Origin of the sequence: Vulcanisaeta sp. JCM 14467 (assembly GCF_001316245.1) — an archaeon.
Taxonomy (GTDB): domain Archaea; phylum Thermoproteota; class Thermoprotei; order Thermoproteales; family Thermocladiaceae; genus Vulcanisaeta.
In genome coordinates this window covers 88,938-114,803 of sequence record NZ_BBDM01000002.1, presented here as the reverse complement: position 1 = coordinate 114,803, position 25,866 = coordinate 88,938, and the positions used below count along the sequence as shown (strand labels likewise).

General features: G+C 45.0%; 33 protein-coding genes, 2 tRNA genes and 4 pseudogenes. 17 read left to right on the top strand and 22 right to left on the bottom strand.

What is annotated here, in order from left to right; all coding sequences use genetic code 11:
* Positions 1-25: 25 nt before the first annotated feature.
* The 3 genes from JCM14467_RS02620 to JCM14467_RS19600 form a co-directional block, all read right to left on the bottom strand.
* Complete coding sequence (locus JCM14467_RS02620; protein ID WP_054849036.1) at positions 26-379, bottom strand: hypothetical protein; 354 nt, start codon at positions 377-379, stop codon at positions 26-28.
* 10 nt (positions 380-389) lie between these two features.
* The gene (locus tag JCM14467_RS19605; protein ID WP_304956485.1) at positions 390-995 is read right to left on the bottom strand and encodes a hypothetical protein; all 606 of its coding nucleotides are present in this window, start codon (positions 993-995) and stop codon (positions 390-392) included.
* A 101-nt stretch (positions 996-1,096) separates the two neighbouring features.
* A complete protein-coding gene (locus tag JCM14467_RS19600; protein ID WP_304956484.1) occupies positions 1,097-1,330 on the bottom strand; it encodes a ParA family protein in 234 nt (77 codons plus the stop codon).
* Positions 1,331-1,426: 96 nt separating this feature from the next.
* Here JCM14467_RS19600 and JCM14467_RS15175 point away from each other — a divergent pair, with 96 nt between their 5' ends.
* Together JCM14467_RS15175 and JCM14467_RS02610 are read left to right on the top strand one after the other, a co-directional pair.
* On the top strand, positions 1,427-1,594 hold the full coding sequence (locus tag JCM14467_RS15175; RefSeq protein ID WP_252900490.1) for a hypothetical protein: 168 nt from the start codon (positions 1,427-1,429) through the stop codon (positions 1,592-1,594).
* The gene (locus JCM14467_RS02610) at positions 1,563-2,261 is read left to right on the top strand and encodes a hypothetical protein (protein ID WP_252900489.1); all 699 of its coding nucleotides are present in this window, start codon (positions 1,563-1,565) and stop codon (positions 2,259-2,261) included. The genes JCM14467_RS15175 and JCM14467_RS02610 overlap by 32 nt, the downstream gene beginning before the upstream one ends.
* Here JCM14467_RS02610 and twy1 read toward each other — a convergent pair.
* Positions 2,262-3,364: pseudogene (twy1, locus tag JCM14467_RS02605) on the bottom strand (4-demethylwyosine synthase TYW1).
* A gap of 62 nt (positions 3,365-3,426) precedes the next feature.
* Positions 3,427-4,044 carry a tRNA (N6-threonylcarbamoyladenosine(37)-N6)-methyltransferase TrmO gene (tsaA, locus tag JCM14467_RS02600; protein WP_342765443.1) on the bottom strand — a complete coding sequence of 206 codons (618 nt, stop codon included), beginning with the start codon at positions 4,042-4,044 and terminating at the stop codon, positions 3,427-3,429.
* A 184-nt stretch (positions 4,045-4,228) separates the two neighbouring features.
* Here tsaA and JCM14467_RS02595 point away from each other — a divergent pair, with 184 nt between their 5' ends.
* Genes JCM14467_RS02595 through JCM14467_RS02585 form a run of 4 tightly spaced genes read left to right on the top strand, consistent with a single transcriptional unit; the run spans position 4,229 to position 5,564 of the window.
* Positions 4,229-4,783 (top strand): class I SAM-dependent methyltransferase, encoded by a 555-nt coding sequence (locus JCM14467_RS02595; RefSeq protein WP_054849034.1) that lies wholly within the window; start codon positions 4,229-4,231, stop codon positions 4,781-4,783.
* Between the two features lie 26 nt (positions 4,784-4,809).
* Positions 4,810-5,115 carry a HEPN domain-containing protein gene (locus JCM14467_RS02590; protein WP_252900488.1) on the top strand — a complete coding sequence of 102 codons (306 nt, stop codon included), beginning with the start codon at positions 4,810-4,812 and terminating at the stop codon, positions 5,113-5,115.
* Complete coding sequence (locus JCM14467_RS19300) at positions 5,093-5,224, top strand: hypothetical protein (protein WP_256359190.1); 132 nt, start codon at positions 5,093-5,095, stop codon at positions 5,222-5,224. The genes JCM14467_RS02590 and JCM14467_RS19300 overlap by 23 nt, the downstream gene beginning before the upstream one ends.
* Entirely contained in the window at positions 5,208-5,564 is a 357-nt protein-coding gene (locus JCM14467_RS02585; RefSeq protein WP_054849033.1) for a nucleotidyltransferase domain-containing protein, read from the top strand. The genes JCM14467_RS19300 and JCM14467_RS02585 overlap by 17 nt, the downstream gene beginning before the upstream one ends.
* Here the strand turns inward: JCM14467_RS02585 and JCM14467_RS02580 are convergent.
* Positions 5,561-5,797, bottom strand: a complete 237-nt coding sequence (locus tag JCM14467_RS02580; RefSeq protein ID WP_054849032.1) for a hypothetical protein — start codon at positions 5,795-5,797, stop codon at positions 5,561-5,563. The genes JCM14467_RS02585 and JCM14467_RS02580 overlap by 4 nt on opposite strands.
* Before the next feature lie 83 nt (positions 5,798-5,880).
* Between JCM14467_RS02580 and JCM14467_RS15170 the strand changes: the two genes are divergently transcribed.
* Both JCM14467_RS15170 and JCM14467_RS15165 read left to right on the top strand, forming a co-directional pair.
* The gene (locus tag JCM14467_RS15170; RefSeq protein ID WP_252900487.1) at positions 5,881-6,609 is read left to right on the top strand and encodes a hypothetical protein; all 729 of its coding nucleotides are present in this window, start codon (positions 5,881-5,883) and stop codon (positions 6,607-6,609) included.
* Positions 6,536-7,222, top strand: coding sequence for a metallopeptidase TldD-related protein (locus JCM14467_RS15165; RefSeq protein ID WP_252900486.1), 687 nt, complete (start codon positions 6,536-6,538; stop codon positions 7,220-7,222). The genes JCM14467_RS15170 and JCM14467_RS15165 overlap by 74 nt, the downstream gene beginning before the upstream one ends.
* Here the strand turns inward: JCM14467_RS15165 and JCM14467_RS02570 are convergent.
* Together JCM14467_RS02570 and JCM14467_RS15160 are read right to left on the bottom strand one after the other, a co-directional pair.
* Entirely contained in the window at positions 7,219-8,652 is a 1,434-nt protein-coding gene (locus JCM14467_RS02570) for a TldD/PmbA family protein (protein ID WP_054849031.1), read from the bottom strand. The genes JCM14467_RS15165 and JCM14467_RS02570 overlap by 4 nt on opposite strands.
* A 32-nt stretch (positions 8,653-8,684) precedes the next feature.
* Complete coding sequence (locus JCM14467_RS15160) at positions 8,685-8,945, bottom strand: PH domain-containing protein (protein ID WP_252900613.1); 261 nt, start codon at positions 8,943-8,945, stop codon at positions 8,685-8,687.
* A 225-nt stretch (positions 8,946-9,170) separates the two neighbouring features.
* Here JCM14467_RS15160 and JCM14467_RS02560 point away from each other — a divergent pair, with 225 nt between their 5' ends.
* The 6 genes from JCM14467_RS02560 (at position 9,171) to JCM14467_RS02535 (ending at position 15,830) form a co-directional block, all read left to right on the top strand.
* A complete protein-coding gene (locus tag JCM14467_RS02560) occupies positions 9,171-10,145 on the top strand; it encodes an ABC transporter ATP-binding protein (RefSeq protein WP_054849029.1) in 975 nt (324 codons plus the stop codon).
* On the top strand, positions 10,135-11,118 hold the full coding sequence (locus JCM14467_RS02555; protein WP_054849028.1) for an ABC transporter ATP-binding protein: 984 nt from the start codon (positions 10,135-10,137) through the stop codon (positions 11,116-11,118). The genes JCM14467_RS02560 and JCM14467_RS02555 overlap by 11 nt, the downstream gene beginning before the upstream one ends.
* A gap of 105 nt (positions 11,119-11,223) precedes the next feature.
* Entirely contained in the window at positions 11,224-13,248 is a 2,025-nt protein-coding gene (locus JCM14467_RS02550; protein WP_054849027.1) for an ABC transporter substrate-binding protein, read from the top strand.
* A 59-nt stretch (positions 13,249-13,307) separates the two neighbouring features.
* Entirely contained in the window at positions 13,308-14,321 is a 1,014-nt protein-coding gene (locus JCM14467_RS02545) for an ABC transporter permease (protein WP_054849026.1), read from the top strand.
* Positions 14,322-14,330: 9 nt separating this feature from the next.
* Positions 14,331-15,260, top strand: coding sequence for an ABC transporter permease (locus tag JCM14467_RS02540; protein WP_054849025.1), 930 nt, complete (start codon positions 14,331-14,333; stop codon positions 15,258-15,260).
* A gap of 357 nt (positions 15,261-15,617) precedes the next feature.
* Positions 15,618-15,830: a hypothetical protein gene (locus JCM14467_RS02535; RefSeq protein ID WP_054849024.1), complete on the top strand. Its 213-nt coding sequence runs from the start codon at positions 15,618-15,620 to the stop codon at positions 15,828-15,830.
* Positions 15,831-15,937: 107 nt separating this feature from the next.
* Here the strand turns inward: JCM14467_RS02535 and JCM14467_RS02530 are convergent, their stop codons facing one another.
* The 5 genes from JCM14467_RS02530 to JCM14467_RS02515 form a co-directional block, all read right to left on the bottom strand.
* On the bottom strand, positions 15,938-16,207 hold the full coding sequence (locus tag JCM14467_RS02530; RefSeq protein ID WP_054849023.1) for a PaREP1 family protein: 270 nt from the start codon (positions 16,205-16,207) through the stop codon (positions 15,938-15,940).
* Positions 16,192-16,320, bottom strand: a complete 129-nt coding sequence (locus JCM14467_RS19295; protein ID WP_256359189.1) for a hypothetical protein — start codon at positions 16,318-16,320, stop codon at positions 16,192-16,194. Before JCM14467_RS19295 ends, JCM14467_RS02530 begins: the two co-directional genes overlap by 16 nt.
* 256 nt (positions 16,321-16,576) lie before the next feature.
* Entirely contained in the window at positions 16,577-16,759 is a 183-nt protein-coding gene (locus JCM14467_RS02525; protein WP_054849022.1) for a hypothetical protein, read from the bottom strand.
* A 140-nt stretch (positions 16,760-16,899) separates the two neighbouring features.
* Positions 16,900-17,118 carry a hypothetical protein gene (locus JCM14467_RS02520; protein ID WP_054849021.1) on the bottom strand — a complete coding sequence of 73 codons (219 nt, stop codon included), beginning with the start codon at positions 17,116-17,118 and terminating at the stop codon, positions 16,900-16,902.
* A 235-nt stretch (positions 17,119-17,353) separates the two neighbouring features.
* Positions 17,354-17,428, bottom strand: a tRNA-Lys gene (locus tag JCM14467_RS02515).
* Between the two features lie 167 nt (positions 17,429-17,595).
* Here JCM14467_RS02515 and JCM14467_RS02510 point away from each other — a divergent pair.
* Positions 17,596-18,390: a phospholipase D-like domain-containing protein gene (locus tag JCM14467_RS02510; protein ID WP_252900485.1), complete on the top strand. Its 795-nt coding sequence runs from the start codon at positions 17,596-17,598 to the stop codon at positions 18,388-18,390.
* Entirely contained in the window at positions 18,381-18,617 is a 237-nt protein-coding gene (locus JCM14467_RS15155; RefSeq protein ID WP_252900484.1) for a hypothetical protein, read from the top strand. The genes JCM14467_RS02510 and JCM14467_RS15155 overlap by 10 nt, the downstream gene beginning before the upstream one ends.
* Here the strand turns inward: JCM14467_RS15155 and JCM14467_RS02505 are convergent.
* The 3 genes from JCM14467_RS02505 to JCM14467_RS02500 all read right to left on the bottom strand — a co-directional run bounded on the left by JCM14467_RS02505 (position 18,614) and on the right by JCM14467_RS02500 (position 20,653).
* Entirely contained in the window at positions 18,614-19,153 is a 540-nt protein-coding gene (locus JCM14467_RS02505; RefSeq protein ID WP_054849020.1) for a DUF996 domain-containing protein, read from the bottom strand. The genes JCM14467_RS15155 and JCM14467_RS02505 overlap by 4 nt on opposite strands.
* A gap of 88 nt (positions 19,154-19,241) precedes the next feature.
* Positions 19,242-19,340 (bottom strand) — tRNA-Met (locus JCM14467_RS15150).
* Between the two features lie 515 nt (positions 19,341-19,855).
* Positions 19,856-20,653: a hypothetical protein gene (locus JCM14467_RS02500; RefSeq protein WP_054849019.1), complete on the bottom strand. Its 798-nt coding sequence runs from the start codon at positions 20,651-20,653 to the stop codon at positions 19,856-19,858.
* Between the two features lie 364 nt (positions 20,654-21,017).
* Between JCM14467_RS02500 and JCM14467_RS02495 the strand changes: the two genes are divergently transcribed.
* A complete protein-coding gene (locus tag JCM14467_RS02495) occupies positions 21,018-21,497 on the top strand; it encodes a hypothetical protein (protein ID WP_252900612.1) in 480 nt (159 codons plus the stop codon).
* A 16-nt stretch (positions 21,498-21,513) separates the two neighbouring features.
* Here JCM14467_RS02495 and JCM14467_RS02490 read toward each other — a convergent pair.
* The 6 genes and pseudogenes from JCM14467_RS02490 to JCM14467_RS02475 all read right to left on the bottom strand — a co-directional run.
* Positions 21,514-22,721 (bottom strand): annotated as a pseudogene (locus JCM14467_RS02490) (pyridoxal phosphate-dependent aminotransferase); the annotation flags it as partial.
* Between the two features lie 125 nt (positions 22,722-22,846).
* On the bottom strand, positions 22,847-23,218 hold the full coding sequence (locus tag JCM14467_RS02485) for a cupin domain-containing protein (protein WP_054849018.1): 372 nt from the start codon (positions 23,216-23,218) through the stop codon (positions 22,847-22,849).
* 232 nt (positions 23,219-23,450) lie between these two features.
* Positions 23,451-23,786 (bottom strand): hypothetical protein, encoded by a 336-nt coding sequence (locus JCM14467_RS15145; RefSeq protein WP_252900611.1) that lies wholly within the window; start codon positions 23,784-23,786, stop codon positions 23,451-23,453.
* A 75-nt stretch (positions 23,787-23,861) separates the two neighbouring features.
* Positions 23,862-24,376: pseudogene (locus tag JCM14467_RS15140) on the bottom strand (serine hydrolase domain-containing protein); the annotation flags it as partial.
* A gap of 65 nt (positions 24,377-24,441) precedes the next feature.
* A pseudogene (locus tag JCM14467_RS15135) lies at positions 24,442-24,800 on the bottom strand (serine hydrolase domain-containing protein).
* A gap of 25 nt (positions 24,801-24,825) precedes the next feature.
* Positions 24,826-25,845, bottom strand: a complete 1,020-nt coding sequence (locus tag JCM14467_RS02475; RefSeq protein WP_054849193.1) for an MBL fold metallo-hydrolase — start codon at positions 25,843-25,845, stop codon at positions 24,826-24,828.
* Between the last annotated feature and the right edge of the window lie 21 nt (positions 25,846-25,866).

The window sequence follows — 25,866 nt, the reverse complement described above, 5'->3', positions numbered from 1 at the left end:
TTGCTGAGTTTTTAATTGCTTAGTGCTACTTAACTCTTGCAAAATCGCATTCATAATCCATGCACCTAAAGATGAGGGTTTCAATACCCAGCCTGTTGCTGACCCACCGGAGGAAGTTAATTAATTGGTCCAGCCTATCGTTGTCCCAGTCATTAACGATTACGATGAGCCCGGCCCTGTAGCCGCCGTATTGGTAGGCTAGGGCTTGTCCAATGCCATAGTGAACCTTGTCCTCGCACTCGATTTCGTATGCTATTCCATTGCATATTAAATCGGGTTTTACGCTGATGAACCCAAGCTCTATTGGGTGTGGTTCATTGCATTTTAAGCGATTGGCTATTATTGATGTGTATTCCTTTTCCTTGCATATCCTTTTCATTTTAGCACCCTTAATGGGCTACTTCGACGGGTGACATTTCCGTGATGAATTGCATTAATGACTCGTAGTATGCCTTAAACTGTTTTATAGGTTTCATCTTGTCTTCATCCTTATACGCCCTGGCATACAACGGGCCCTCCTCTACGTATGAGTCCAGGGAGATGTCATCTACGTGTTTAAAACCTACGAATTCCGTACTTTCCTTACCGTAGTACTTATCGGGCTTCTCATTGGTTAACGGTCGAATATGTGGAAAGGCCTTGCTCACTAATTCCTTGACTTCGCGCCAGGCCTTTATCACGTCCTGGGCCTTCATTGTTGATCTATACTGGTTGACTATGTATGATATTAGGCTATCGTACTTCCTATTACTTGGTACAAACACTTTTTGATTATATAGCATATCCACGATTTGCCTGAGGAAGTCTAGGAATTTAGTGACCTCTTGAATGCCGGGTCTAGTGATGGCTACATAGAGTGGCGCCAGTGAGAAGGTCATTTCGAAGAATTGATATACCCAATTGGGCGAGTCAAGAATTATCACGTCAAAGTCATAACTCATCTCCTCCATTATCCTATCAATGAGTACCTTAAGTAGTGATCCCCAGTTTGGCACATTCTTGATGTCATTACTAATTTCGTCTAAGTTGCCCCCGGGTAATACGTGAAATGCCGCTGTGTTTCCCGGTATTTTATGCTGATGTAAGCACTCGCTAACTATGGTATATTCCTTGAGTAGCCCCTGCTGTAATCAGCGAGTTTCTTCATTAGGGTCTTTAGGTTACAATCATCGAATGTCCTACCTAGTAATACGCGGGTTGCCATTGCCGATGGGTCGAAATCGATGAAAAGGACCTTACGCCCGTCAATAGTTAAGGATGCTGCGGTGTTTATTGCCAGTGTTGTTTTTCCAGCGCCACCGCTCGCTGAGATGAATGCTATAGTAAACATAATAATTGTTTACCTGGAACACCTCCTAATAAGTTTTATGTTCAATTGTAGAACACAAAATGTTTATTAATTTCCCATAGGCTCGGTTATGCAGGTATGTGTAGGCTTGCTGTTGCCTTTGGTAGGTTCAGTAATGCCAGGGAGGTCCTGACCAGTATTGGTGCCAGCCTGGTGAGGGCGGCTTCCATGGATCCCTACGGTAGGGATTTCCTTAGCGAGGAGAGGCACAGTGATGGTTGGGGTGTTTTCCTTCTCAGTTGGTAAGTCATCAGCGCTTTATCATAGGAGTGTTAAGCCCATCTTCGTGGATAATGCCGTGGATGTCATTGAGGGCTTCCTAAGTAATGTAGGTGGTGATGATGCGGTCTTGGCGATGATGCATGCCAGGGCTGCAAGCACGGGTACTCCAATTAACATATTCTCGACGCACCCAGTCAGGGCTGAAACGACTGACGGCTATGAGCTTTACATGATCCATAATGGCTCGTTTTATAGGGACGATATCGCTAGGGAGGTTGGTATTGATAAGGAGTATGCGGGTAGGTTTAACGATACATACATAGCCAACCTAGCCCTCGCTAGGCGGGTTAAGGACGATATTAATAGGGATGACCTTGCCTGGCTACTTAGGTTCGTGAGGACTGGGGCCAACCTGGGCATTGCCCTGGTTAGGGATGGCTTGGTTACGCTCATAGTTGGTAGTTATTATAGGGTTGTTGATGATGAGAAGAAAATATTTAGGGAGAGGTATTACAGGCTTTACCAGTGTGAATTACCTGGGGGCTTTGTATACGCATCATCAACCGTGATTGACTTCTACAGTCCGAATTTTGTCGGTAATTGCCGTGTATTAAGTAATGGTGAGTACCATAAGTACTACATCTATGGTGATGGAATGATTAAGTTTGATGAATCGTGGAGGTTTCAGTAATTACACATAATTACTATACTTACGCTGCTCCTCTGGCCTAACAATCCACCTATCCACGTACCTACTCATGTTCTGCAGGACAACAATCCTACTCGGCTCATCCTCATCCATATACCTGAAATTACCACCAAGCCTATTAATCTCCTCAAGCAACTTCATGGCCCACTCCCTAACCTCCTCATGCCTAAGCATATCACTCCTCTTTAACCTGAAGGTTGAGTGGCTAGGTGCATGTAGGACTTAACCTCAATGAAGTGTGGGTTTCCAATGAGCATTAGTTTTGCGAATTCTGGTATGTACTTGAAGTCATAGTTCAGGCTCCTGATCAGGGTTATCCTGATGACCGTCCTCGTATTCAACTTACCGAGTAGCTCAAGGCTCCTCAACCATCTCTCCCATGCATCCTCCCTATACATGACAGGCACATTAATCCTATAGAACAACTCCTTATTCGGCGCGTTGCACGATAGATATAGCTGTGTCGGCAATGCATCCTCACGCTGAAGTCTCTCGAGCATTTCTGGGTGCTCTCCATTCGTGACTATGAAGACCGACCTAGTACTTGGTAGGCTCCTCAAGTACTTAACCAACTGCGGCAGCTTCGGGTAGAGTGTCGGTTCCCCGGACAGCGATATTGACCAGTGGGTTGGGACCAGGGACTCCTTAGCCCTATCCTTCGACTTCGGGTTCCCGAAGTAGCCCGTCAATAACCTATACCTCTCCCTAAGGATTCCCTGCACGAGCTCCTCTGGGTCATCAACCAGGTCCTCACTGGGTATGAAGGAGTCAAAGGACTCAGTCGGCCTCCAGCAGTAGACGCACCTATTACTGCATATCATACCCACCGGGCTGAACTCGGCACACCTGTGGGAACCGCCAGCCGGCGCCCCGTAGAACTTAAACTTGTAGCAGCTTTGTCCCTTCACGAGGGCGCTCTTCGTCCAGTGGCATAACTCGACTGTTGAGTGGTTGTAAATGCCGTAACTAGCCTTTATCAACTTGGCCCTTGTTTCGTTGGTTATGCGGATTCTGATCCTTCCATTAACCTCACCAATTACGTGATACTTTAGCGACTCCCTAACCACCTGCTCAATCCTCTCCATTACTATCAGGAACTAATGTCCTAAATTTAGAAATATAAACTTTTATCTAGAGCCTTGTTTAACTAAATAACGCTGCCACCAATCCTCACCCAAAGCCTAACATACCAATCCGGCATCCTCAAATCATTAACACTAACGGACCTATCAGGCGTGTACGGCTTAATATCCAGTATTGGCGTGCCATTAAACAGGTCAAGCCCTGAAACCCTGAGGAACCTACCATCCCTACTAATCAGCCTAACAATACTAAGCCCAATTGGGTTAGGCCTATGTGGTGAATCACTTGCGAAGACACCAACCTCGGGCAATTCATTAAGTGCCAAACCAAACCTCACGAGCCTCCTCGGCCTGACCACAAGTACCTTCCGCTGCTCCTCAGTGACCTTGTTAAATAATGAAATCAATATTAAGTGTGAAAATCCATCAATACCCCTCAGTCCATCTGCGAACTCCTCAAAGACCTCGATCACCCCATCAACACCTGAGACTGAGGACCTCACGTAATCATCACTATACCCATGCCTAACAATCCCTATCGGCCTTAGGAATAAACCATTACTGCCCGCCACGAAGTACCTGGACAGCTCATTATAGGCTTCGGGATCCCTTAGTATCTCCATTATTAATTCGTTCAATGCCCCATTAGCCTTGATTGTGTTTACAACTTCCTTAGTATTCACGGGAATTCGTATTGAATACGCCACTTTAAGTATTATTTGCCTATCGCAATACCTAATGTTGTGAAAAATACCATGATCTGATAGCCCTTACTGCACGTACCACCTCAAGCAATTAGGGCCTTAATGGATTACTTTAAGTCATCAAGCAAGTTAATATTTTATCCCTTAAAAGTGCGTAATCTTGATGGATAGAGGTTACGGTTATTTTGAGCAATTTGACGAGCAAACAGCTAGGATGTACAGGTTCCTGGAGCTACTGTTGCTGTGGGGCTACCGATTAGCCGCGAATATTATCAGTAGGTATGTGAGATCGCCAGCCAGGATACTCGAGATAGGCCCGGGCACGGGTAGGCTGGCTGACATACTCAGTAGGCGTGGTTACTACGTGGTTGGTGTTGACGTGAGCCTACCAATGCTCAAGAGGGCAAGAAGGTTTTGGAGACCGGACTTCGTTAATGGTAGTAGTTGGGCCTTACCAATCACAACCGGCAGGTTTGACGCGGCTGTTGCCATGTTTACCCTGCATCACTGGGGTGATCATGAATCCTCAATTAGGAATGTCTATGAATCATTGAAGCCGGGCTCTGTCTTTATAGTCGTTGAGGCTGATGCGGATAGGGTCGGCCCTATGGGTGGTCACTCATGTGATAGGGCTTGCCTGACCAATGTGTTATCTCCGTACTTCAGTGTTGAGTTTCTTAAGTCGTTCCCATTGATAATTGCGTTGGTAAGAAATTAGAATAATCAGTCTAGGCATTCTTAGTAATGAGTGGTACTTACGTTAATAAATTGAAGAGGAGGGCATTGAATATGCTCCGAACAGCCGAGAATACTGACGATTATGACCTGGCAATGTTCCTGATTGACCAGGCCATTCAACTCTACGTGAAGGCTATATACTTCGAGTTGCTTGGATTTAGGATTAGGGGTCATGGTATTAGGGAATTAATCGGCATGCTTGCTAAAGGTCTTGAGTCCCAGGGATTTAATGAGCTAGCTCATGAATTGAGGAGTTTCGTGGTTAATAATAGGGATGTCCTAGTGATGCTTGAGGAGGCATATACCGAGTAGGTATGGCGAGATTAGCTATGACATTAACGACGTATCTAACGCCCTCGCCACAGCTAAGGAATTAATAAAATTACTGGACAAGGTTGTTAGCAGTGTCAAGTTGGGTTAGGTACCACTTCGAGCATCTGAGGCGGTGGAGGGAGTACGCAGTAGCCGTGATGAGGGCTACTAAAGACTTAGTACCTGGTGCCAGGGTCTTTGTGATTGGTGGTGTTGCCGAGGGTAGGACGACGGTGCTTAGTGATATCGACATTCTAATAGTAATACCGGGAAACGCAGGTGTTAACAGGATGAGGCTCTATAGGGATATACTTGCCAGGGCAATGGACGTTTACGGGCTGCCCTGGGACGCGCCGGTGGAGTTGCATATCGTTAATGAGGATGAAAGTAAATATTACCTTGAGCTATCTGAAAGGGTAATCGAAATTAGCGAGGGTAATGGCAGTTAGGTAAAGCATCCATTCCTCAGGTAACGCCATACAACCCCTATAGATGAGCCTTCAGTAATGGCTACTGAGACTGCGATAAGGATGTTAACCAGCGATGGTGGGTCAATTACGGTTGAGAACAAAGCAAGTAACGCCGCCAGACCCAACTGGGTCATTGCGAGGGTCTTAAGTAACTTCCTATTTACTGCGACGCACTTTGTATTACTAGCCTTTAACTGTGTTGTGACCTCCATATATCGATTAAGTACCCTGCCTATTATTTAAGTATTGCACAACGCAGGGGAATGCATTTAATGCCGGCTTAATTAATACGCATGTGAATACACCAAGTGACTTAGGCAATGTTATTAGGGGTGTCAGGGACTTAGTTGATGATGCCGTAATCATTTATAGGAGGGTTCGTTGGTCTATGATTAGGTTCGCTAATAACGAACCAACAATAGCCAATAGCTGGATTACCCATGAAACGATGATGTGCGTCGCTAAGTCAAGACGATACTTAACAGCATCACTTTCGACGGACGACATAAGCACGATTAAGAATAAGATCCAGGAGTTAATCAAGGAGTTAAGTAATATACCTGAGGATGAATTCTACGTACCACTAACCCATGGTGAAAGACCAAACCAGTTGGTCGGTAAGTACGACAGTAGGATTGAGAGCGAGACCGATAAACTAGTTGATGGTTTAAATGATGCAATACAAGCCTCGCTCAGTGAGGGCTCGCAGAGGAATGCAGGGGCAATGACGTTTGGCATTAGTGAGGTTTATTATGTCGATAGTTCAGGGCTTGAGCTTGAGGATAGGGCTTCGTTTGTGACGCTCACGATTAGAGCATTCATAAATGAATTAACAGCCACCTCGGTATCCATATCAAACACGCTTGATGGTTTCAAGCCCAGGGAAGCGGGTAGTGAGGCAGGTCACTTAGTCAGGCTAGTTAAGGACCTACCTGAGGAGAGCATTAGCAGTGGTAGGTATAACGTGGTCATGGGCATTGGTCTCTGCGCACCTATATGGTTTAATGACCGCGGTGTGGTTTAACGCCTATTCCGTGATAACTGAGATGTCTGGCATATCGAAGAGCGACATAGGTAATTCAATAGCTAGCGAGGGATTAACAATAACAGACCTATCTAACGACCCAGCCGCCTTTGGCTCAGAGTCCTTTGATTACGAGGGTAATAAAACGACAAACCTCGAAATAATAAGGAAGGGCGTCCTAACTGGGTTGCTTCATAATAATAGGACTGCTGCTAAGTTCGGCACTGTAAGCACGGGCCACGCCGTCGGCAACTGGTTACGTCCAAGGCCAAGGCATATAGCGATAGGCACTGGTCATCTACCCAGTGATGTCGAGGCCATAGCCGCGGAGGTTGGGAACGGCGTTATAATCACTAATAACTGGTACACGAGGTTCCAAAACGTCAAGGATGGGCTGTTCTCAACGGTCATTAGGGACGCAGCCTTCCTAGTGAGGAATGGCAGGTTAAGCGCCAGGCTACGTGGACTGAGGATTGCCGACTCCTTTAGAATCCTCCTAAGGAACTTCATGGACTCAAGCAAAGAGGCCAAGCCGGTCCATTGGTGGGACTCGCCATTACCAGGCACGGCACCCTACGTATTGGTCAAGGACCTGAACCTATCGAAGGGTTAACGCGGAGCCTTCAAAACCCTGACATTACTCACCCTGAAGGTTGGCCCGCCGAGGTAAACAGGGACTCCCTGCTCGGGATTACCCTTACCGCAGGTTCCTGGGAAGAATCTTAGGTCGTTCGCCACCGCATCCACATTGCTCCACAACGTCTTCGTATCAACCTCGATGAACGGCTCCCTAACCATGTACCTCAACTCCCCATTCTCGATGTAGTAAGCCTCAAAACCACCGTAACGCCCAAACCAACGCCTATCATCAATATTCCACTCAGTGTATGAGACAATGTATAGGCCCCTCCTCGTCTCCCTGATTATTTCCTCGGGCTTCCAATTACCTGGTGCCAGGTAGGTGTTGGCCATCCTTGGTATTGGCTCCTTATCAAACTCGCTGGCCCTAGCCGCTGCGTTGCTGCTAAGCCCTATGTATGAGGCGTACTCCCTATTCATGAGGAACTCATTAATCACGCCATTCCTGACCAGATACCTGGGCCTAGCCGTAACACCCTCCTCATCGACCAGGTAGAAGCCGTAGCTATTGGGTATTGTTGGGTCATCAATTATCGTGACCAACTCACTACCAATCCTAAAACTACCCAGGTAATCCGGCCTAGCATAGGACTCACCAGCCTCAGCACCCTCCCTACCCATGATCCTATCCAACTCCAGCGGGTGGCCAATGCTCTCATGAACCATTATACCAGCCAACTCGGGACTTAATACCACGTCCATGACATCATCATGAGGCAGGGGCCTCGCCTTATCGAGCACGTCCCTAATGACGCTGACCTCCCTATCAACCTCATCCTCAACGTCGCTCAACACCTCGAAACCACCCGAGCCACCGAACTCAATATTCCTTTGGGCACTACCAACCTGCGGATCATAGGCAATCAACGAACTAAATAGGTAAACCCTCGGAACCCTACTCCTGACATAAGCACCATCACTCGTAATCAACAACTTCTCAGTAATGGTCACGCCCAGGGACAGGTTCCTAACCCTAATCCTAGGCTCAACCCTGGCGTGGCTGTCAAGCTCGATGAGGTACTTGACCAGGTACTCATTCGTTAAGTCCTCAACCTTATTCTTCTCACTAACGTCATAACTAACCCTGGCAAGCCTCTCACGGCTGATGGAAACCTTCCTCCTCCTAAGCCTAGCCACAGCCCTGGCCAGGGAGACGGCTCTGCCAACGGCATCCTTAACTGAGTCCCAATCAGTACTACTCGTCGCCGCGAAGCCCCACATACCGTCAATTAAAACCCTAACCGAGACACCACCATAGGAATAACTACTCAACGACTGGAGGGTCCCATTCCTAACATTGACAAACCTAACAGAATCAACCTGATACCTAACCTCAGCATATGTAGAGCCACTGTTTAAGGCTAGGTCAAGTGCCTTGATCATAGCATCCTCCGGAATGCTCATCAATTAAATGAGAAATAACGGCTTTATAGACATTATGTGTTTAATGCATTATTTATTCCCTTACATATGATTTCGTAATAGACATTCGGTTGAGGTACATCCCTCATGATTATAACCTTTCCATTTCGCAAAATTAGGTATATTGACCCACAATTGAAACGCCTTGCTAATATTCCCTGTGACACGAAGCAATCAATTACCTGTCCTAAGTCTATGGTTTTAATTCCCGTAAATCCTCTTACCTTTATCGAATTACTTTCTATGCAATATTCATGTACTCGCTTCCAAAGCATATACATGCTGAGCATTACATACCATAATACTATAAAGATTATGTAATTTATTATTTTCGACGGCGAGATTTCGAGAAATAATGAAAATACTGCCAATATAATCGTGCCCTTAATAATAGTCTTTTTAATCACGGGCCTAACACATCTATTAATGTTCATCATTTAGATTAAGAATGTTAAGTAAGACTTTAAAATAATTAAAACCATAAACTTAACCAATTAGGTATGGCACTCCTCGAAGTTAAGGATTTAAGCATAATTTATAGAACACCATTTGGTATTGTCAACGCACTTAATGATATAACTTTTAATATAGATAAGGGCGAATCACTCACCGTCGTCGGTGAATCAGGTAGTGGTAAATCGACATTAGCTTTAGCGATAGCTAGGTTATTACCGCCCAATGCTAAGTATGTTAGTGGATCCATAATATTTGACAATATTGATTTATTAAAATTGAGCAGTGATGAAATGAGGAAAATAAGGGGTACGGGCATATTCATGGTCTTTCAGGAACCAGCCACAAGCCTAAATCCTGTATTTAAGGTTAAGGATCAATTGATGGAAGCCGTTAGAATTAGGTATGAGAGGGAAGGCAATATATTTGATGAGAATAAGGCAATTAGTGAAATAATTAGTGTGCTTAAGGATGTTAGAATGCCTGATCCTGAATTAATAATTGAAAGATACCCACATCAACTATCCGGTGGGCAGATACAGAGGGTTATGATAGCGATGGGGCTGCTCATGAGACCTAAGTTATTTATTGCTGATGAACCAACATCGGCGTTAGACGTAACTGTCCAGGCACAAATCCTCAGGTTACTTAAGGATTTAAAGAGGGAGTATGGCATATCGATACTGTTCATAACGCATGACATAGCAGTTGCGTCAATAATAGCTGACTCAGTAATGGTACTATATGCTGGTCAATTAATGGAGTTAGGCTCGGTAAAAAGCGTAATGCACGAACCGAAGCATCCATATACACAGGCGTTGCTTAGCAGCATACCAAGAATTAGCAAGACCGAGGGAAAGCTACCGATAATAGGTGGTTCCGTACCCAACCTACTAAATCCACCACCCGGTTGTAGATTCCATCCAAGATGCCCATTCAGGATGGACATATGTAGTAAGGCGGTTCCAAATCTTACTAAAGTTAATGACATATACGTGAGGTGTTTCCTATATGGGCAGTGACGTATTGATTAGGACTGAGAACTTAGTCAAGGTATTTCTTGCGAAGAATTACGGCATAATAAACAGGATCTTAAGAGAGAAGCCACTCTTTGTTAGGGCTGTTGATGATGTTAGCATAGAAATACCCACGGGAAAAACCACGGCCCTTGTCGGTGAGTCAGGTAGCGGTAAGACAACACTGGGTAGGCTTCTAGTTACCCTTGAGCAACCCACCTCAGGTAGGATTTATTTCCACGACATTGACATCACTAAGGCGAGGGGGAGGGATTTACGAAATATTAGGGCTAAGTTACAGATGGTTTTTCAGGACCCATACTCAAGCCTTAATCCAATGATGAGGATTAAAGACATTATAGGTGAGCCACTTAAGAATAGGGGTGTCAGGGGCAAGGAGCTAGATGAGGCTGTAGCCAAAATAATGGGTGAGGTTGGGTTAGATTACTCATCGTTGGCCACGAGAAGACCAAGCGAGTTATCTGGTGGGCAGAGACAGAGGGTTGCCATTGCGAGGGCATTAATCACGAACCCGGAATTCGTAGTACTTGATGAACCAACATCAGCATTGGATGCGTCAACGCAGGCCCAGGTACTTAACCTCCTCGTTGATCTACAGAATCGTCATAACCTAACGTACCTACTTATCACACATAATGTAGCCGTTGCTAAGTACATGAGCGACTTAATAATGATTATGTATATGGGCAAGATACTGGAGATAGGGGATACAGGTTCAGTCCTTAAGGAACCACTACATCCGTATACGCAGGCACTTATTGAGTCAGTACCAGACATTGGCAAGTCTGAGTTAAAGCCACCAACCGGCGAGGTTGGTAGTCTCGTTAATCCGCCAAAGGGTTGTAGATTCTATCCAAGATGCCCATTCAGGATGGACATATGTCGTGAGAGAGAACCACCAATTGTTGAGGTTAAGAATGGAATTAAAGTTGCATGTTGGCTGTACGTAAAGAAATAATCCCTGTAAATGTTCCCTCGTATTTTAGATATTTATAAATAGATATTTCATAAAAAAATTGAAGAAGAGCAATACTTAAAAACTAATATATTAACTTAGTAATTTATGCCGAGGAAGGGGTTGTCAAAGAGCGTTACAATAGCAATTGCCGTTATAATAGTGGTAATAGTGGTCGGCGTTGCAGCCTATATGCTCTATAAACCACCCACTAAGGTGTCAAAGCCAGTAACACCATCAAATGTCACGACTGTTACTCCAACAACCACAGTAACACCACCATCGAATAATACATTGGTCGTCGCAGAAACAACACCGCCAGATAGCCTCGATCCAGCAATAGCTGCGTACACACAGGACATGGAAATACTATATTCGTGCTATCAAACATTGGTTATATACAACGGTACTGACCCATCATCCTTCTTACCTGCCCTAGCCTATAACTGGACCGTATCGAATAACTACCTTAACTGGACCTTCTACATAAGGCAGGGAGCATACTTCCAGAACGGTGACCAGATAAACGCAACAACGGTTTGGTTCAGCATATACAGGTCAATAGTAATGAACCAGTTCGGCGCATTCAACTTCCTCGACTTGTTATATAATGGTACAGTAGCCAGCATAACTGGTTATGCCGCTCCCTGGGGTGTTTGTCGTGCTATGGAGCAGATTTTTGGTCTTCAGTTTCCGAATCCGCAGACTAACCTGACTGGTTATGAGGAGGAGTGCGCCAATGCCCTAGCCAACGTACTAAGCAACTTCAACGTACACAACCAATCAATAGTAAAACTCATGGAATACCCAAACCAGGCAGCGGTGGTTAAGGGACCATATGAAATACAATTCAACCTGCTAGCACCTTATTATGACTTCCTTGGCGTAATGGCTGGTTCATGGGCTATGATCGTTGATCCAACATTCGTTGATCAAAATGGTGGTGTACAACCTGACCAAACAACGTCCTACCTAAGTACTCACATGCTTTGTAGTGGTCCATATACATTGGCCCAGTACATACCTGGCGAGGAAATCGTACTAACAGCCAATCCGAATTATTGGGCAGCAAAGAATCCACCAAACTTCATGCTGGCTCCAGCCCATATAAAGAATATTGTCATTAAGTACTACACAAGTTTCGATGAGGAGATACTCGCATTTAAGACAGGTGCTGCACAAGCAATTGACCCAAGTCCACATGAGTCGCCACCGCCAATATACCTCTCAGCCATATTATCAATACCCAATATAGTGATGTACGGACCAGTATGGTCAGGTGGTGATGTATTTCTTGTATTTGATACACAGAGATACCCGTATAACTTGACTGTGGTAAGGGAGGCCTTTGCATATGCGATTAATACTACGGAAATAATTAATACCGTGTTGAAGGGATTCGGTACGCCATACCTAGGCCCAATACCGCCATATCCATCTAATCCATATTATAACCCAGGTAATTTACCACTGTACCCGTATGATCCTAATAAGGCAATTGAATTACTAGCGAGCGCCGGATTCCAATTAACATTACCGAATGGAACTGTGATTAATCCGAACGGTAAGCCATTAACCGTGCACCTATGGTACATAAGTACTGACCTTACATTCACGCAGGAAGCACAGATGATACAGCAGATGCTAAGTAATATTGGCGTTAATGTAATACTTGAGGGCGTACCCGTGAGCTACCTGGTTTCCGCTATGGAGAACCCACCAACCTCACCGCAGTATCCAGGTTTCTTCCTACTTGATTGGTACCCAGATTGGTGGGACCCAGTGGCTCAGGAGGCTTGGTTCATACTCAATGTTGACTTTGGAGGTATTGCGGGTAATGAGGCTTGGTATAACAACTCATTAGTTAATACATTAACTACGGAGGCCGTATTCACAACAAACATAACACAGAGGGTAGAAATGATGAAGCAGATATATACACAGGTATATAAGGATGTGCCATACATATGGTTATATGAACCGGCATTCTACGGCTTCACGTACAAGTATGTATGTGGTGTTCTAATTAACCCATTAATTACTGGTTTCTACTACCCAACAATGTACTTCTACAATGGCACAGGCACATGCATAAATTACACATCAATATATACAACAACAGGTAGCTCATAAATTACTAATGCTATTTGAAGTGAGTTAAACTTAAAAATTATCATAATATTTCTATAATAATGGGACTTGCCTCATTTCTAATTAGAAGAGGTATAAACATGGTTATAACCGTGCTCGGGGTAATCTTCATAATGTTCATAATCACGCACATAATAACACCAAATCCAGCGGTTGCGTGGGCTGGTCCACACCCTGTACCATCGATAGTCGAAGCAATAACTAAAGAGTATCACTTAAATGATCCTGTTTACGTTCAATTCTACTACTTCTTACTAGCTGTGATCCAGGGTAATTGGGGTGAGGACCCCATGTATCATCAACCAATAATACAATTAATTGATACATACTTCCCAAGAACACTTGAATTAACCATAGCAGCCATGATAGTAATAATAATCCTAGGCATATTAACGGGTGCAATAGCTGCAGTGCATAAAAATACACCGACTGATTATACAATTAGAGCATTTTACCTAGTGACTTGGTCAATGCCGCCATTTCTCGTCGCAATGCTCCTTCAATTGGCCATAGCCTATGGACTGAAATTATTACCAGCAACAGGCCTGGCTAACCCATTATTATCTCCACCAAAGCTAATTACCGGTATGCCTACGGTCGATGCGCTAATTGAGGGTGATTGGCCATATTTCTGGTCAAGCCTAAGGCATTTAATCCTACCGGCTACGGCACTGGCGCTTGTAGCATTCGGCATAATTTCGAGATTGATAAGGAATAGCATGATTGATATCGCGGCAAAACCGTTCATAAGGACAGCAATAATGAAGGGATTAAGGGAGAGGGACGTGGTATTTAAGCACATGCTAAGGAATGCCCTCATACCTGCAATAACGGTATTAGCACTAACATTTGCCTCATTGCTTGCTGGCGCGGTTGTTATTGAGGATGTATTTTCATGGACAGGTATGGGGTGGTTATTAACACAGGCGTTATACCAACAGGATTATCCATTAGTAATGGCTGGAACCTTCATCGTGGCTATTGGTGTTGTAATTGCAAACTTAGTGGCCGATATATTATATGCGGTTGTAGATCCTAGGATTAAGCTTGAGTAGGCGATTAATATGGCGACACAAACCGTTGTAATTAGCGAACGTAGGATCTCATCATTAAGATTATTTATGACTTACATGCGTCATAACCCACCAACATTGGTAGGCTTCATAATTACGATAGCATTTTATGGCTGGTCAATAATTGAGGGCATACTTCAATTACTAGGAATGGTATTTCATAATCCAGCCATAGGATGGGCATTATTGCCGTATAACCCATTTGCCGTAAATTACGCCGCGGCCTTCCAACCACCCTCACTTAAGCATATCTTCGGCACTGATAACCTAGGCAGGGACCTATTCAGCGAGATACTGTATGGTGCGCCGACTGAAGCCCTTATATCAATACTCGTTGTTGGGTCAGCAATACTAATTGGTGGTTTGATAGGCATGATATCCGGGTACTTTGGTAAGTACGTCGATGAGACGGGCATGAGGGTCACCGACATGTTCCTAGCATTCCCCGCAATAATACTGGCCCTAGCCGTAGAGGCAGCAATAGGTAGAGGCGCTATTAATGCAGCAATAGCCCTAGTTGTTGTTTGGTGGCCCACGTACGCAAGACTTTTCAGGGCTGAGACCCTCAGGATAAAGACCCAATACTTCGTAGATGCGGCTAAACTCTCTGGGACAGGCACCATGGGCATAATATTTAGGCACATATTCCCCAACGTACTAACACCAATAATCTCCTACGCAACCATCGACCTAGGCAATGTCATACTGGCCTACTCAATAATAAGCTTCCTGGGCTTCGGAGTACCACCACCATACCCGGAGTGGGGTAGGCTCGTGTCAGAGGGCTTCCAATACTTCCCAGCCCCTGCCTGGTGGTATGCAATAATACCTGGCGTAGTAATAACTATCGTGGTCATCGGACTCGCATTGCTCGGCGATGGAATATCAGAGTACATAACAAGTGGAGGCATAACAACATAATGCCATTTTAAATCCCTCAAACTCAGTAAGGATGTCCATCATCAGGGCTCAGGGTCTAGGGAATCATCACAGTCAATGAATGATTAAGCCAAAGGTGTCAGACTTGCCAGGTGATCAGCACCGCTCAGCAAGCCCTCTCTCGTCATCAAGGACAAAAATAAGCACGGGCTTAAAGCCCTTACCCAGGTCAGCAGTGGTCATTCACCTCACCAATCAGGTACTGGGCCCTCATCACAAATAAGCAACCAAAACCAGGCTAATAAAGCATGTTCTTGATTTATTTCGACATAGCGATAATTACCTCAGTAGTGAATGTCTTGTGGTCTGGTTTTGTCTTTCTTGGGTTAGGTTATTTAGATGTATGGTTGGGAGTGGGTTCGTAGGAATAGATGGTTCGTTATTGGACTCGTGATAGCCGCCGTACTTATGTTCGTATTCCCCTTTGTTGATATTCTGCTCTTTATTGTTTATTTCAGGAAGGCACAGGGATTGTGGGCATCATTGGGTTTTAGGCCCAGTGTTATTCCGTGGGCTTACCCATCACTGTTTTGCGGAGCAAACAAGCTGTAATTAGTCCGGTACTTACTTCCTGCAGTAGGGATTACAGCCTTGGGCCCATCCTCATTATCGCCGTGGTATTACAAAGCATGGTTGATCAAGCCAGACCCAGGCAATGCCTACGGCCCCTGGTCCAGGAGGTTAGGAAACTCCTGGATTAATGGCTCAATATCCTCCAGCAACGTCTCCACGTCGGTTACGTCAAGCCTCGCCTCGTGGAACCCCTCCACGTGTAAGTAATAACCAGACAACCAGGCATGCCTAACGACAGGCCCAAGCCTTGCAGCAGCCCTACCAAGGAGCTTGGTACTCCAGCCACGCCTTTTCAACGCTCTCCTCGTCTCCTCGGTGTCCTTAGCGATGGCCAGTGCCTTTATGCCCTCCTCCACGGCCTTATAGAACTTCTCGCTGACCTGAACCGCATTACCCCTCCTGGCAGTCTCAGGCCCTTCTCATACATGCTAATGGTCAACTTGGCGTGGCGCCTAACCCTATCCTCCATGCTAGTCCATTAATAGGTTTGATACTAAAAAGCCTTTGGTTTAGCATGGCAGTGTTTAATAAGGGGCTAACCTAGGCCATGGGGTGGTTTGCTTCCTTTGCGTAGAATTGTTTCATGGGTTTGCCAGGGTTGATGGGGGCTAACTCACTGGCCAGGGTAGGCTGGTTACGTTCTTCATAGGCTCCATTGTGTACCAGACCCAGAAGCTTCCATGTTAGTGTGTATGGTGGGTAGTCCTGAAGCCTCATGTGGTGTGTTACCACTCCTTAGCGAGTAATATGCTCGTTGGCGCCGGTAGCGTTAATGCCTGCCCTGGCGTCAGTGGTGTCTTTATCACGGTCCAGTTGCACGGTAGTATATGCGGTATGTTGGGTGTCGATCTTGGATTGATGAGTATGGTAACGGTGACATTGAGTAGGATTACAGTGACGGCATTCATTTCAGTCCTGGAAATACTAACGAACTATTCACCACATTACCACATATATTATGTTCACTTAACCTGGTGGTGCCTCGTACGTTGCATTAACGTTATTAATGAATGAGACGTTGGTAATTAATATGTTGGTATATAGCACGTTAGCAGTCATTACGTCTAGTACATTGCTTCGTCCTCACTAATTTTACGCCAAAATAAATCATTACTGCTGAAAGCTCAAGCCAGCCAACGACGCCGCCAAGTAATTTGTACGCTCCATAGATTGCTAAGAATTTGAAAAATCCATACATACTGCCTCCCGCCACAAACACGCCAAACATTATGAGCAACGTGCCACCAATTCTCCTACTAACGCTCATACAATTATTGCAATCATCTTTGCCTTAAAAATATTATTTTTGTCTAAACCATGACTATGATTAAGGTAAAGTATCTCGCTAATCTATTCGCAAAACCTGAACTCGCGGTAAGAACCTGCTTAGCATGGTCCTTAATCGTAACCTTAACCTATGCTCAGAACCTTATAGAAAGGATTCTCAATGAACATGGGAATGGTTACGATGATTATTATCGAGAGAATGATTAAATATGCCTTGGCGGGCCCGGTGGGATTCGAACCCACGACCTACGGGTTAAGAGCCGCCGCTCTACCTGGCTGAGCTACGGCCCAGTTTCGGCTATTTTTGTCTGCTTTAAAAGCATTTTTCCTGGGATTCCCATTATTGTGTGCCGTGTTTTCAGTATTGGGTTTAAAATGCCCGTTGGTGATTAGTGTTTGATGAGGAGTGCCATAATTATTGCACTGTTTATAATCGTGGCACTGCCCATCCTAGTCCATGCCCAGTTGGTACGTGGCGATTAACTCGAGCCAAGTAGCCATTGTAGTATCGCCAACTAATTCATCATACATCCTCAGCGTGATTAATGAAGCAAGGTGTTGCATCTATGTCGAGGCTTATGAACTCACTTATCAACCTCTCGTCAATGAATTAGCAAGCCTGGCCCAGAGGGGTGTTGCGGTTTACGTAGTTCTCTCGGGTAATGTCTATGGTGGTGTTCCCGAGGAGGAGTATGCGGTGGTGAGTGAGTTGAGGGGTGCCGGTGTCCATGTCTCGTTTAATTACGGTTTTGATTATGTCCATAGTAAGGTCTTCGTGATCGATAATGAGACCGTGATCATAGGATCAATAAACCCAACCTACTACGGCTTCGAGCATGACCTAGGCATTGACTTAATCATTAATAACTCAAGTATAGCAAGCGTCTTCGCAAACATAATACTCGACGACTACCACAACGTCTCAATAACGCAAATCAATTACCCAGGGATTGTAGTCTCGCCCATAAACTCCTACGAGTACCTAAGCGATTTATTAAGCCAACCAGGCACACTATACATGGCCCTCGAGGAGTTATACCCATCATCAAGTCTATACGGCCTAATCCAGGAACACAATAATAGGCTCATACTAGTTGGAAGCCACGGCGAGAATTACTACGTAGTTAATGAATTGGGCGCGGTAATGATTAATGACTTAACAGCCAAGGCAATAGTCGTGGGCAACTACGTATACGTAGGCAGCATCAACCTGACTACACGTCACTCCACGAAAATAGGGAATTGGGCATAATAATTGAGAATCCCCAGGTGGCTCATGATGTAATTGCCGTAATACAACAGTGGTATGGCACATCAACCACGGGAACCAGCCAATCCATGAATACTCAGAATACCCAATTAACCGGTAATACCAATGAAACCCTCTACCTAATTACATTGATAATATTAGTATTAATCATCGTAGCATCCACGTCAAGAGGCAGGAGGAGAACCAGGGTAATTAGGGATTGGTCTTAAGGTTGTGACCTACTCATTAACTCGTTAAAGCCCAGGATCACGTATATCATACCAACCACGTAGAGCGCAATACCCACAAGCACAATGGCCGTGGCAGCCCCAATAAATAACCACCAACCAGCCCTCTCAAACCTCTCCACACCACTACTCCTGGCAAGCTCACCATAACCATGCCTCCAGAAGTAACCACTTATGACCATGACCACGTAGGCCGCCGCGAGTATCGCAATAACCGTGGTGAGGACTGCGTGACTAAATGAGGTGGGTGAAACTGGCCGTGGGAAGGATAGTATTGTGGTGAGGATTACTGTGAACCCAATACCCATCACCAACACCGAACCAACGATAGCCGTGACTACCGCATACAGTGCGTACCTCCAGATATTGTCATTACCATAAGCCCTAGCTAACATGTACAACGCCACAAGCACCAGAACCAGACCCGCTATGTTGACGTAATACGGAATCAACGTGAGTATCGCACCAACAAAACCAAGCAAAGCAGCATCTCTAATGTTCCAGCCAGCACCACCCATACAATGCAGATCCCCAACGCGGCATTTTAAGCTCTACTCATGCGCAATCAATACAAGGACCTACGAAAGTAATAAACCAAGCACGAACTGGTGCGGGGGCGGGATTTGAACCCGGGACCTCCCGGTTATGAGCCATACGCGGGGCTTCCTGCCCCAGGGCGCTCCAGCCAGGCTGAGCTACCCCCGCTATGATGCTTTCCTTATTGGGATTTTTTTAAGGTTTTCAGTGCGTAATTATTGGTTTTAATAATGTTGGAGTTAAGATATGGTAGTTCTATATTGCGGAGAGCGTTAGGTCCAATAGTCAGGGCTTAATCAACAAGTTTGATTCACCAGCATTGGATTTGCCGCTTAATCAAAGTGTATGAGAGATAGTTTCAAAATTGTTGCGATGGGTTACGGCTTTGTCGTAAATGTTGAAGAAACGCCGTTGAGTTATTGCGTCGAGTAAGATTAAATTGATGAGGATTCTTGTGCGCCTTATAATTTATGGAGGATAACTGCGGTGCTAGGCTTGATTGGATTTCGTAGCACCAATCATGACAGTGTTGGTCGTTCTTCATGATGCGTAGGCATGGAAGGTAGCATAGGTGGTATGAGCACTATCATAATAATTTCCTATATCCTTCATTGTTAATGGTTACCTGGTGGTCAAGCTTGATCGTGGTTTTTAAAGAGTTCAATAACATGTTTTACCCTGGATTATATGGCCTTCATTACTGCCTGTATTATATCCTTTGTCTGCTCTATACCCTTTTGCAATCCCTGCCATGTTTCTAGCGGTACCCTTATCTTCACGTCCCTCCACCTGCTGAGTACCTCATCCACGTACTTCTCAGCCCTCCTCAGGCAGTCTGGGCATAGGTAGTACTTGCCCACTGGTATTACGTCGACTATTTCCCTATTCGCATGGTTGTTTGTGTGGCATTCAAGTTCTATTTTCCTAACACCATCCTCAAGTTCCTTAATTATATTCAACTCACTCAACTTAGCATGGATTGTCTCCACGAAATCGCTTATGTACCTGAGTTCGGAGTAATCCTCTGGTATGAATATGTTGGCTATGTTAGCGATTCCCCTAACGTCATCCTCAATAAACCAATCAACAACGCTCAGCAGAAATGCTGCGTTCAACAGGTTACCTAACCTACTTATTAAGTCCTCACTAATCCTCACCTTAGCCGCAGTACTACCGTCAGGGTTGAGAAACTCTATGTAGGGCTCCTTACTGGTAACGACCCTGTAATCACCCCAATAACCACCCCTACCACTCAGTGACTCCTCAATACTTGACCACCAAACCCTATACTCACGGGAACCAACCTTAAAGGAAACAATAAAGCCGTCAGTAAACATGGGTTTGGCTAGGACGTCAACACCACCAATTATGTGGTCCCTGGGGACCTTAACTGTAATCCTATTCCTAATCGAATCCCTAAGCATCCTTAACTCCCTAATTATCCCAACAACATCCCCAAGACTAACCTCTGTGAAACTCATATGGTTGCTTCTTGCTGGGGATTAATTTAAATCTTTTTAGTATGTTCTGGATAAAGACTTTATAGGTATCTATATTTTATTGCAATTATTCCCTTGTAGAACATAAAATAGTAATGTAAAGTTAAGAAACTAATTATTGCCCTGTATTTAAGGATGCAAAAAGGAAAAGAGGTGATTTGGTTTTAGCCCACGATAGTGGGCCTGCCTGATATTTTACTGTGTTTTTGTATATCTTTACTCTTATTTAAAGGTTTCTCCGGTGTTTCTCTTGGAAGCGCCATATTTTCTGAATTGCTGATTTATTTGCTATATGTAAAGTATCGTGCGGTGATTAGCATTAAATAATGGTTAGTTAATATTGATTGTGGTCGGGGTCTGTGGTGTCGGTGGGGTTAGGTGTTCTAGGTATTTGGATGCCTTTGACTGTGTGATTGTGCAGTTTTGGTTTCATGAGTTGGAGTTGACTGTTGAGTTTATTATTCGTGATGATGGGTTACTCGACTCATTAATAATCGAGGGGCCAATCTTTAGGGGACCCGGTAATTATGGGCAGGTTAGGTTTGAGGTTTATACGAGGTACTCCTCAATCTATGGTGGTGTGGTTCATGAGCATGGGCTCAACAACGTCTTTGTGCGCGTCATTTGTGGAGGGGTTAGGAGGGAGTTGTTCCTGGCGTATGGTAATGAGGATTTCGTGAAGGATCCATGTAGGTATGCTGAGGAATTGAGGAGCATCGCAAGTAGGTTGAGTGATGATTTAACGTTGAGGATAATAACGAACGTGATGAATGACCTGGGTATTTCCATGTCCCCTGACCAGATTCAGAACCTACTGAATTGCTGAGGCTGTGATGACTCAGCTCCACAGCCTTCCTAATTCTCTCTATGCCTTCCTTAATCAACTTCTCATCAAGTGCGAAGCTCAACCTCACGTATTCCCTACCATGTGAGTCTCCGAGAACGCAGTGCCCGGCAGTATGACAACCCCATAATTCTCAAGCAGCCAATCTGCGAATTTCTCGACATCCATGCCAAGCTTATCGAGGATCTTCTTAACCCTGGGGTACATATAGAATGCGCCTGTACTCCTCCAAACCTCGATACCGGGTATCTTCCTCAACTCCTCATACATAACATCCCTCCTCCTTCTGAATAACTCAATCATCGCCCTGGAACTCCTCCACGACGCCTCATCCCTAAGAGCCTCAACACCAGCCCTCTGGGCAATACTGGGCGGGCAACTGTACGTATTGGCTGCCAACCTCCTTATTGGATCAATGACCTCCCTACTCGCCACTAGGTAGCCGAGTCTCCAACCAGTCATTGAGAAGGTCTTACTAAAGCCGTTGGTGTATAGTATGTAGTTCCTCCACTCAGGCTCGAGCTCTAACACGCTCTTGAAGGCGCCCTGCTCATAAACGAAGTTATCATATATCTCATCAACAATGACCAATAACCCATGGTCCTTGGCAATCTCAAGGAGCTTGGACACCTCCTCAGGCTTGAAGATCGCCCCCGTTGGGTTGTGTGGATTATTTATCACTATAGCCCTGGTCCTAGGAGTTATTGAACTCTCTATGGCCTCCAGGTCAAGCCTAAACCCATCCTCTGGGTTAAACCTCATGGACACGTAAACGGGCTTACCACCAAAGAACTTCGTAAGCTCTGGATAGGCAGGGTACGTGGGGTCCGGTATTATGACCTCGTCCCCAGGCCTTACGTAGGCTGCCATGGCTAGGAAGATCGCAGTCTTAGTCCCCGTGGTGACTATGACCTCGTCAGGCCTAACACCAGCGTGGTACCTATAATTAAGGTAGTCAGCAATGGCCTCCCTAAGCTCCCTAACGCCCTCAGTCTCGGTGTATCCCGTGAACTTCTCATCCAAGGCCTTCTTGGCTGCGTTTATTATGTTGTCGAAGGTCGGTATGTCGGGCTGGCCGATGCCGAAGGAAATAATCTTAATACCCTTCCTCTCAGCAACATCACGTGCTTTAGCCAGGTACGTGAATGCCTTCTCACCCTGTAGTTCCCGAACCACATCCTTGAGGTAGTCATTTATTGGATTCATTAATTGAGTGTTATAATAGCCTCTTAATAACTATTTTTCAACAAATAATCTACAGCAGACTAGTTACCACTATATAACTTACGTTTTTAAACACAAAATGCGAGAACAAAATTCAAAATCAAGTACTATTCCAGGGGTTTTAACGTCATGTCATCCTCATATGAAATAACGCATATGAACTCAGCCTCCTCATTACCAACATTCTCAATTGCATGAGGCTCATACGGACCCGTAAAGAAGAAATCCCCAGGACCAAGCTCGTAAACATTTCCATCAGTCCTTATCCTAAGCTTACCCTTCAAGATGACAACAGCCTCAACATACTTATGATTATGCAGAGGCATGACACCGCCAGGCTTAACCATAAATCTCCTAACAGCGAATTTGGAAGAACCGTGGTCCTTAGTTATTAACCACTGAACGTAGAAGCCTTTCGTACCCCTTAATAATTTTGAAACGTCTTCTGCAGGGACGTTATTTATGTTGTTAACAATCACGAACAACTGCTTATGGCTAGGTAAATTTAAGTAGTACTGTTACATTGGTGTTCGCCGTATAAATGCATAGTATCTGGTGTATTCCTGGACATTATCCATATACATATATCTATCGGTATTATCGTTCGAGATATTCCTTCTGATGTTATTTCTGTTAAACTTTATTCTAATCATACGGGTACCGTATATTGGTGTTCTTTAAAAACCTTTCTACGAAATTAACTCCTGCCTATCATTCCCGTTTTATAAACTTAAACCTCTCATAGATAAGGACCACCCTACCTTTCTCGATGAGGAATTCAGCCGGCACTTTAGCACCATTCATTAACGTGTAAAACCTTGCATAATCTCTCCCCAGCTCTTCAGGAACGAGAATCGTAACCTCCTCTGTGTACTTAGTTGTGCTCTTCATTATGAGGAAATCACCTTGCCTCTGTATCGAAACTTTAACAGTGCCGCCGTAAGTCTCGTACGTCCCCTCAAGCCTCTTATTAATATTCTCGAGCTTAAATGCCGGTAATTCATATGGGTCATGACCAAGTAACCTACCTAGTACGTAGATCCCCATCTTCGATAGGGAATAACCCTCGGCATTAGCCATTATCACGACGCCAATCCTGTCACTGTACGTAGCCATGTCTGCCGTGTAAACACCAACATTACCACTGTGCTCAATTAATTTCCTCCCATAAAAATTCTGGCTTATTATTAACCCATAGCCGTACTTCTCATCACCAATTATCCTCCAGGGAACGTCTATGTAACCCTTCTCTGCGGTTTCGAGTAATTCCTTGCTGAGTATTTTCGTGCCGTTGTATTCGCCTCTGTTTATGAGCATTGTTACGTACTTGCTCATGTCAATGACATTACTCAGTAATCCGCCGTCAGACGTTATTCCGAATGGAAACCTACTCCTAATAATTCTCCCCTTTCTATCGATTATATACGGCGTAGCCACCTCAGGATCCTTAAGCACCTCATCGGCTTTGAAGTATGTCCTGTCCATGCCGAGCGGCTTAAGTATTCTCTCCCTAACGAAGTCCTTATAGGCATGCCACTAACCCTCCTGATTATTAGGCCTAGGATTACGTAACCCTCATTTAAGTAAAAGAACCTCTCGCCAGGCCTTGCCACAGCCCAGTCAGCCGCATCCCTCATGAATGTGAGCACATCCTCTGGCGTGGATAATGGTAACCAATTGCTGTCAAGACCGAGGACCCCATTTATGTAGGCTTCCGCGTAGCCGAGGCCGGTAAGCCACTGCTGTGGGTTAGTAGGTGGTGTATTGTGACTGATCCCCTTGGGTTTAGCCTGACTTGCACGTACCTGTCCACTGGGTCATCGAGCTTAGCCTACCATCCTCAACGAGCTTCAGTATCGCCAATGCGGTGAAGGACTTGGTTATTGAGCCTATACCATAGATCGTCCGTGGCGTTGCAGGTAGGCCCCTCTCAATATCTCTAAAGCCAAAGCCCCTGGCATATATCAACTCGCCGTCCTTAATAATGCCGATGCTCAGGCCCGGCAGTCTGGACTCCCTGATTTTACTGAGTATGAACTCCTCGATATCCTCAAGGCTCATTAATGGTTTTTATTTTTGAGCAATTTTAACCTAATTGTGGTATAAGCCGCTGCGTGTCGCATGGGGCTTCCTTAACGATTTCATACCTATGATAATTACCTTCCCTAACAATTCCCAGTGACTCCAGGTACTTAATTAGGGCTGCAGTCTCCGTGAGGGCCATGTACCTATTCATTGGGTCTAGATCCGCATAACCCTTGTTGTCCATCCACTTCAATGCCTTAGTTACCTCGAATATCGTTAACTCATTGCTCCTCAATGCATTTAGTACTTCGCATAGTCTCGAGACCCTATGCTCAATCAACTCACTTATTCTACTACCAACATTGCATATCTCACCCTCATGCCCTGGGTATAAGCACCTAGGCCCTATACTCCTTATCTTAAGTAATGAAGTGAGGTAGTCGGACAGTGGGTTGCCGGGGTTTATCGCGGTTAGTCCTACGTGGGTTGTTATTGTCGGTAATATTAAGTCGCCCGTGAAGGCAATGCCGTACTCATCAACCACGATTGATACGTGACCCGGCGAGTGGCCCGGCGTTAGTAATACGCGAACACCCTCTATGCGTTCCTCCTCACCGTCAATGATTATGTCAGGCCGCACATCACTTAGTCTCCTCCTGCTGGATATGCCATTCATGACCCTCCTGTACATCTCCACTTCCGTCTCAGGGACACCGTAATACTGCAGCAGCTCTAGAAATTCCCTAGTGATTAAATCACTGCTCAGCATCTTAATGACTTGTTCGTAATCCCTCCTATGCATGGCAACGCTTAGGCCTAGTTTACTGCGCAGGTCATTTGCTAGGCCTGTATGGTCAATGTGCATGTGCGTTATGAATAAGGTGGTTACCCTACAGTTGGGTATTGCCTTCAACGTATTAATTAATGGATTAAGTAGGTCATTGCTTGGGTAACCTGCATCAATCATTACGCATTCATTATTCAGCCTAACAACGTATGAAAATACGTGCCCCGGCTCCATGGGCATGAAAAACCTTAATTGATAAACACGACCCCCAATCTTCTCACTTAGCTCTATCATTACACCATAAAGCACTAGTAT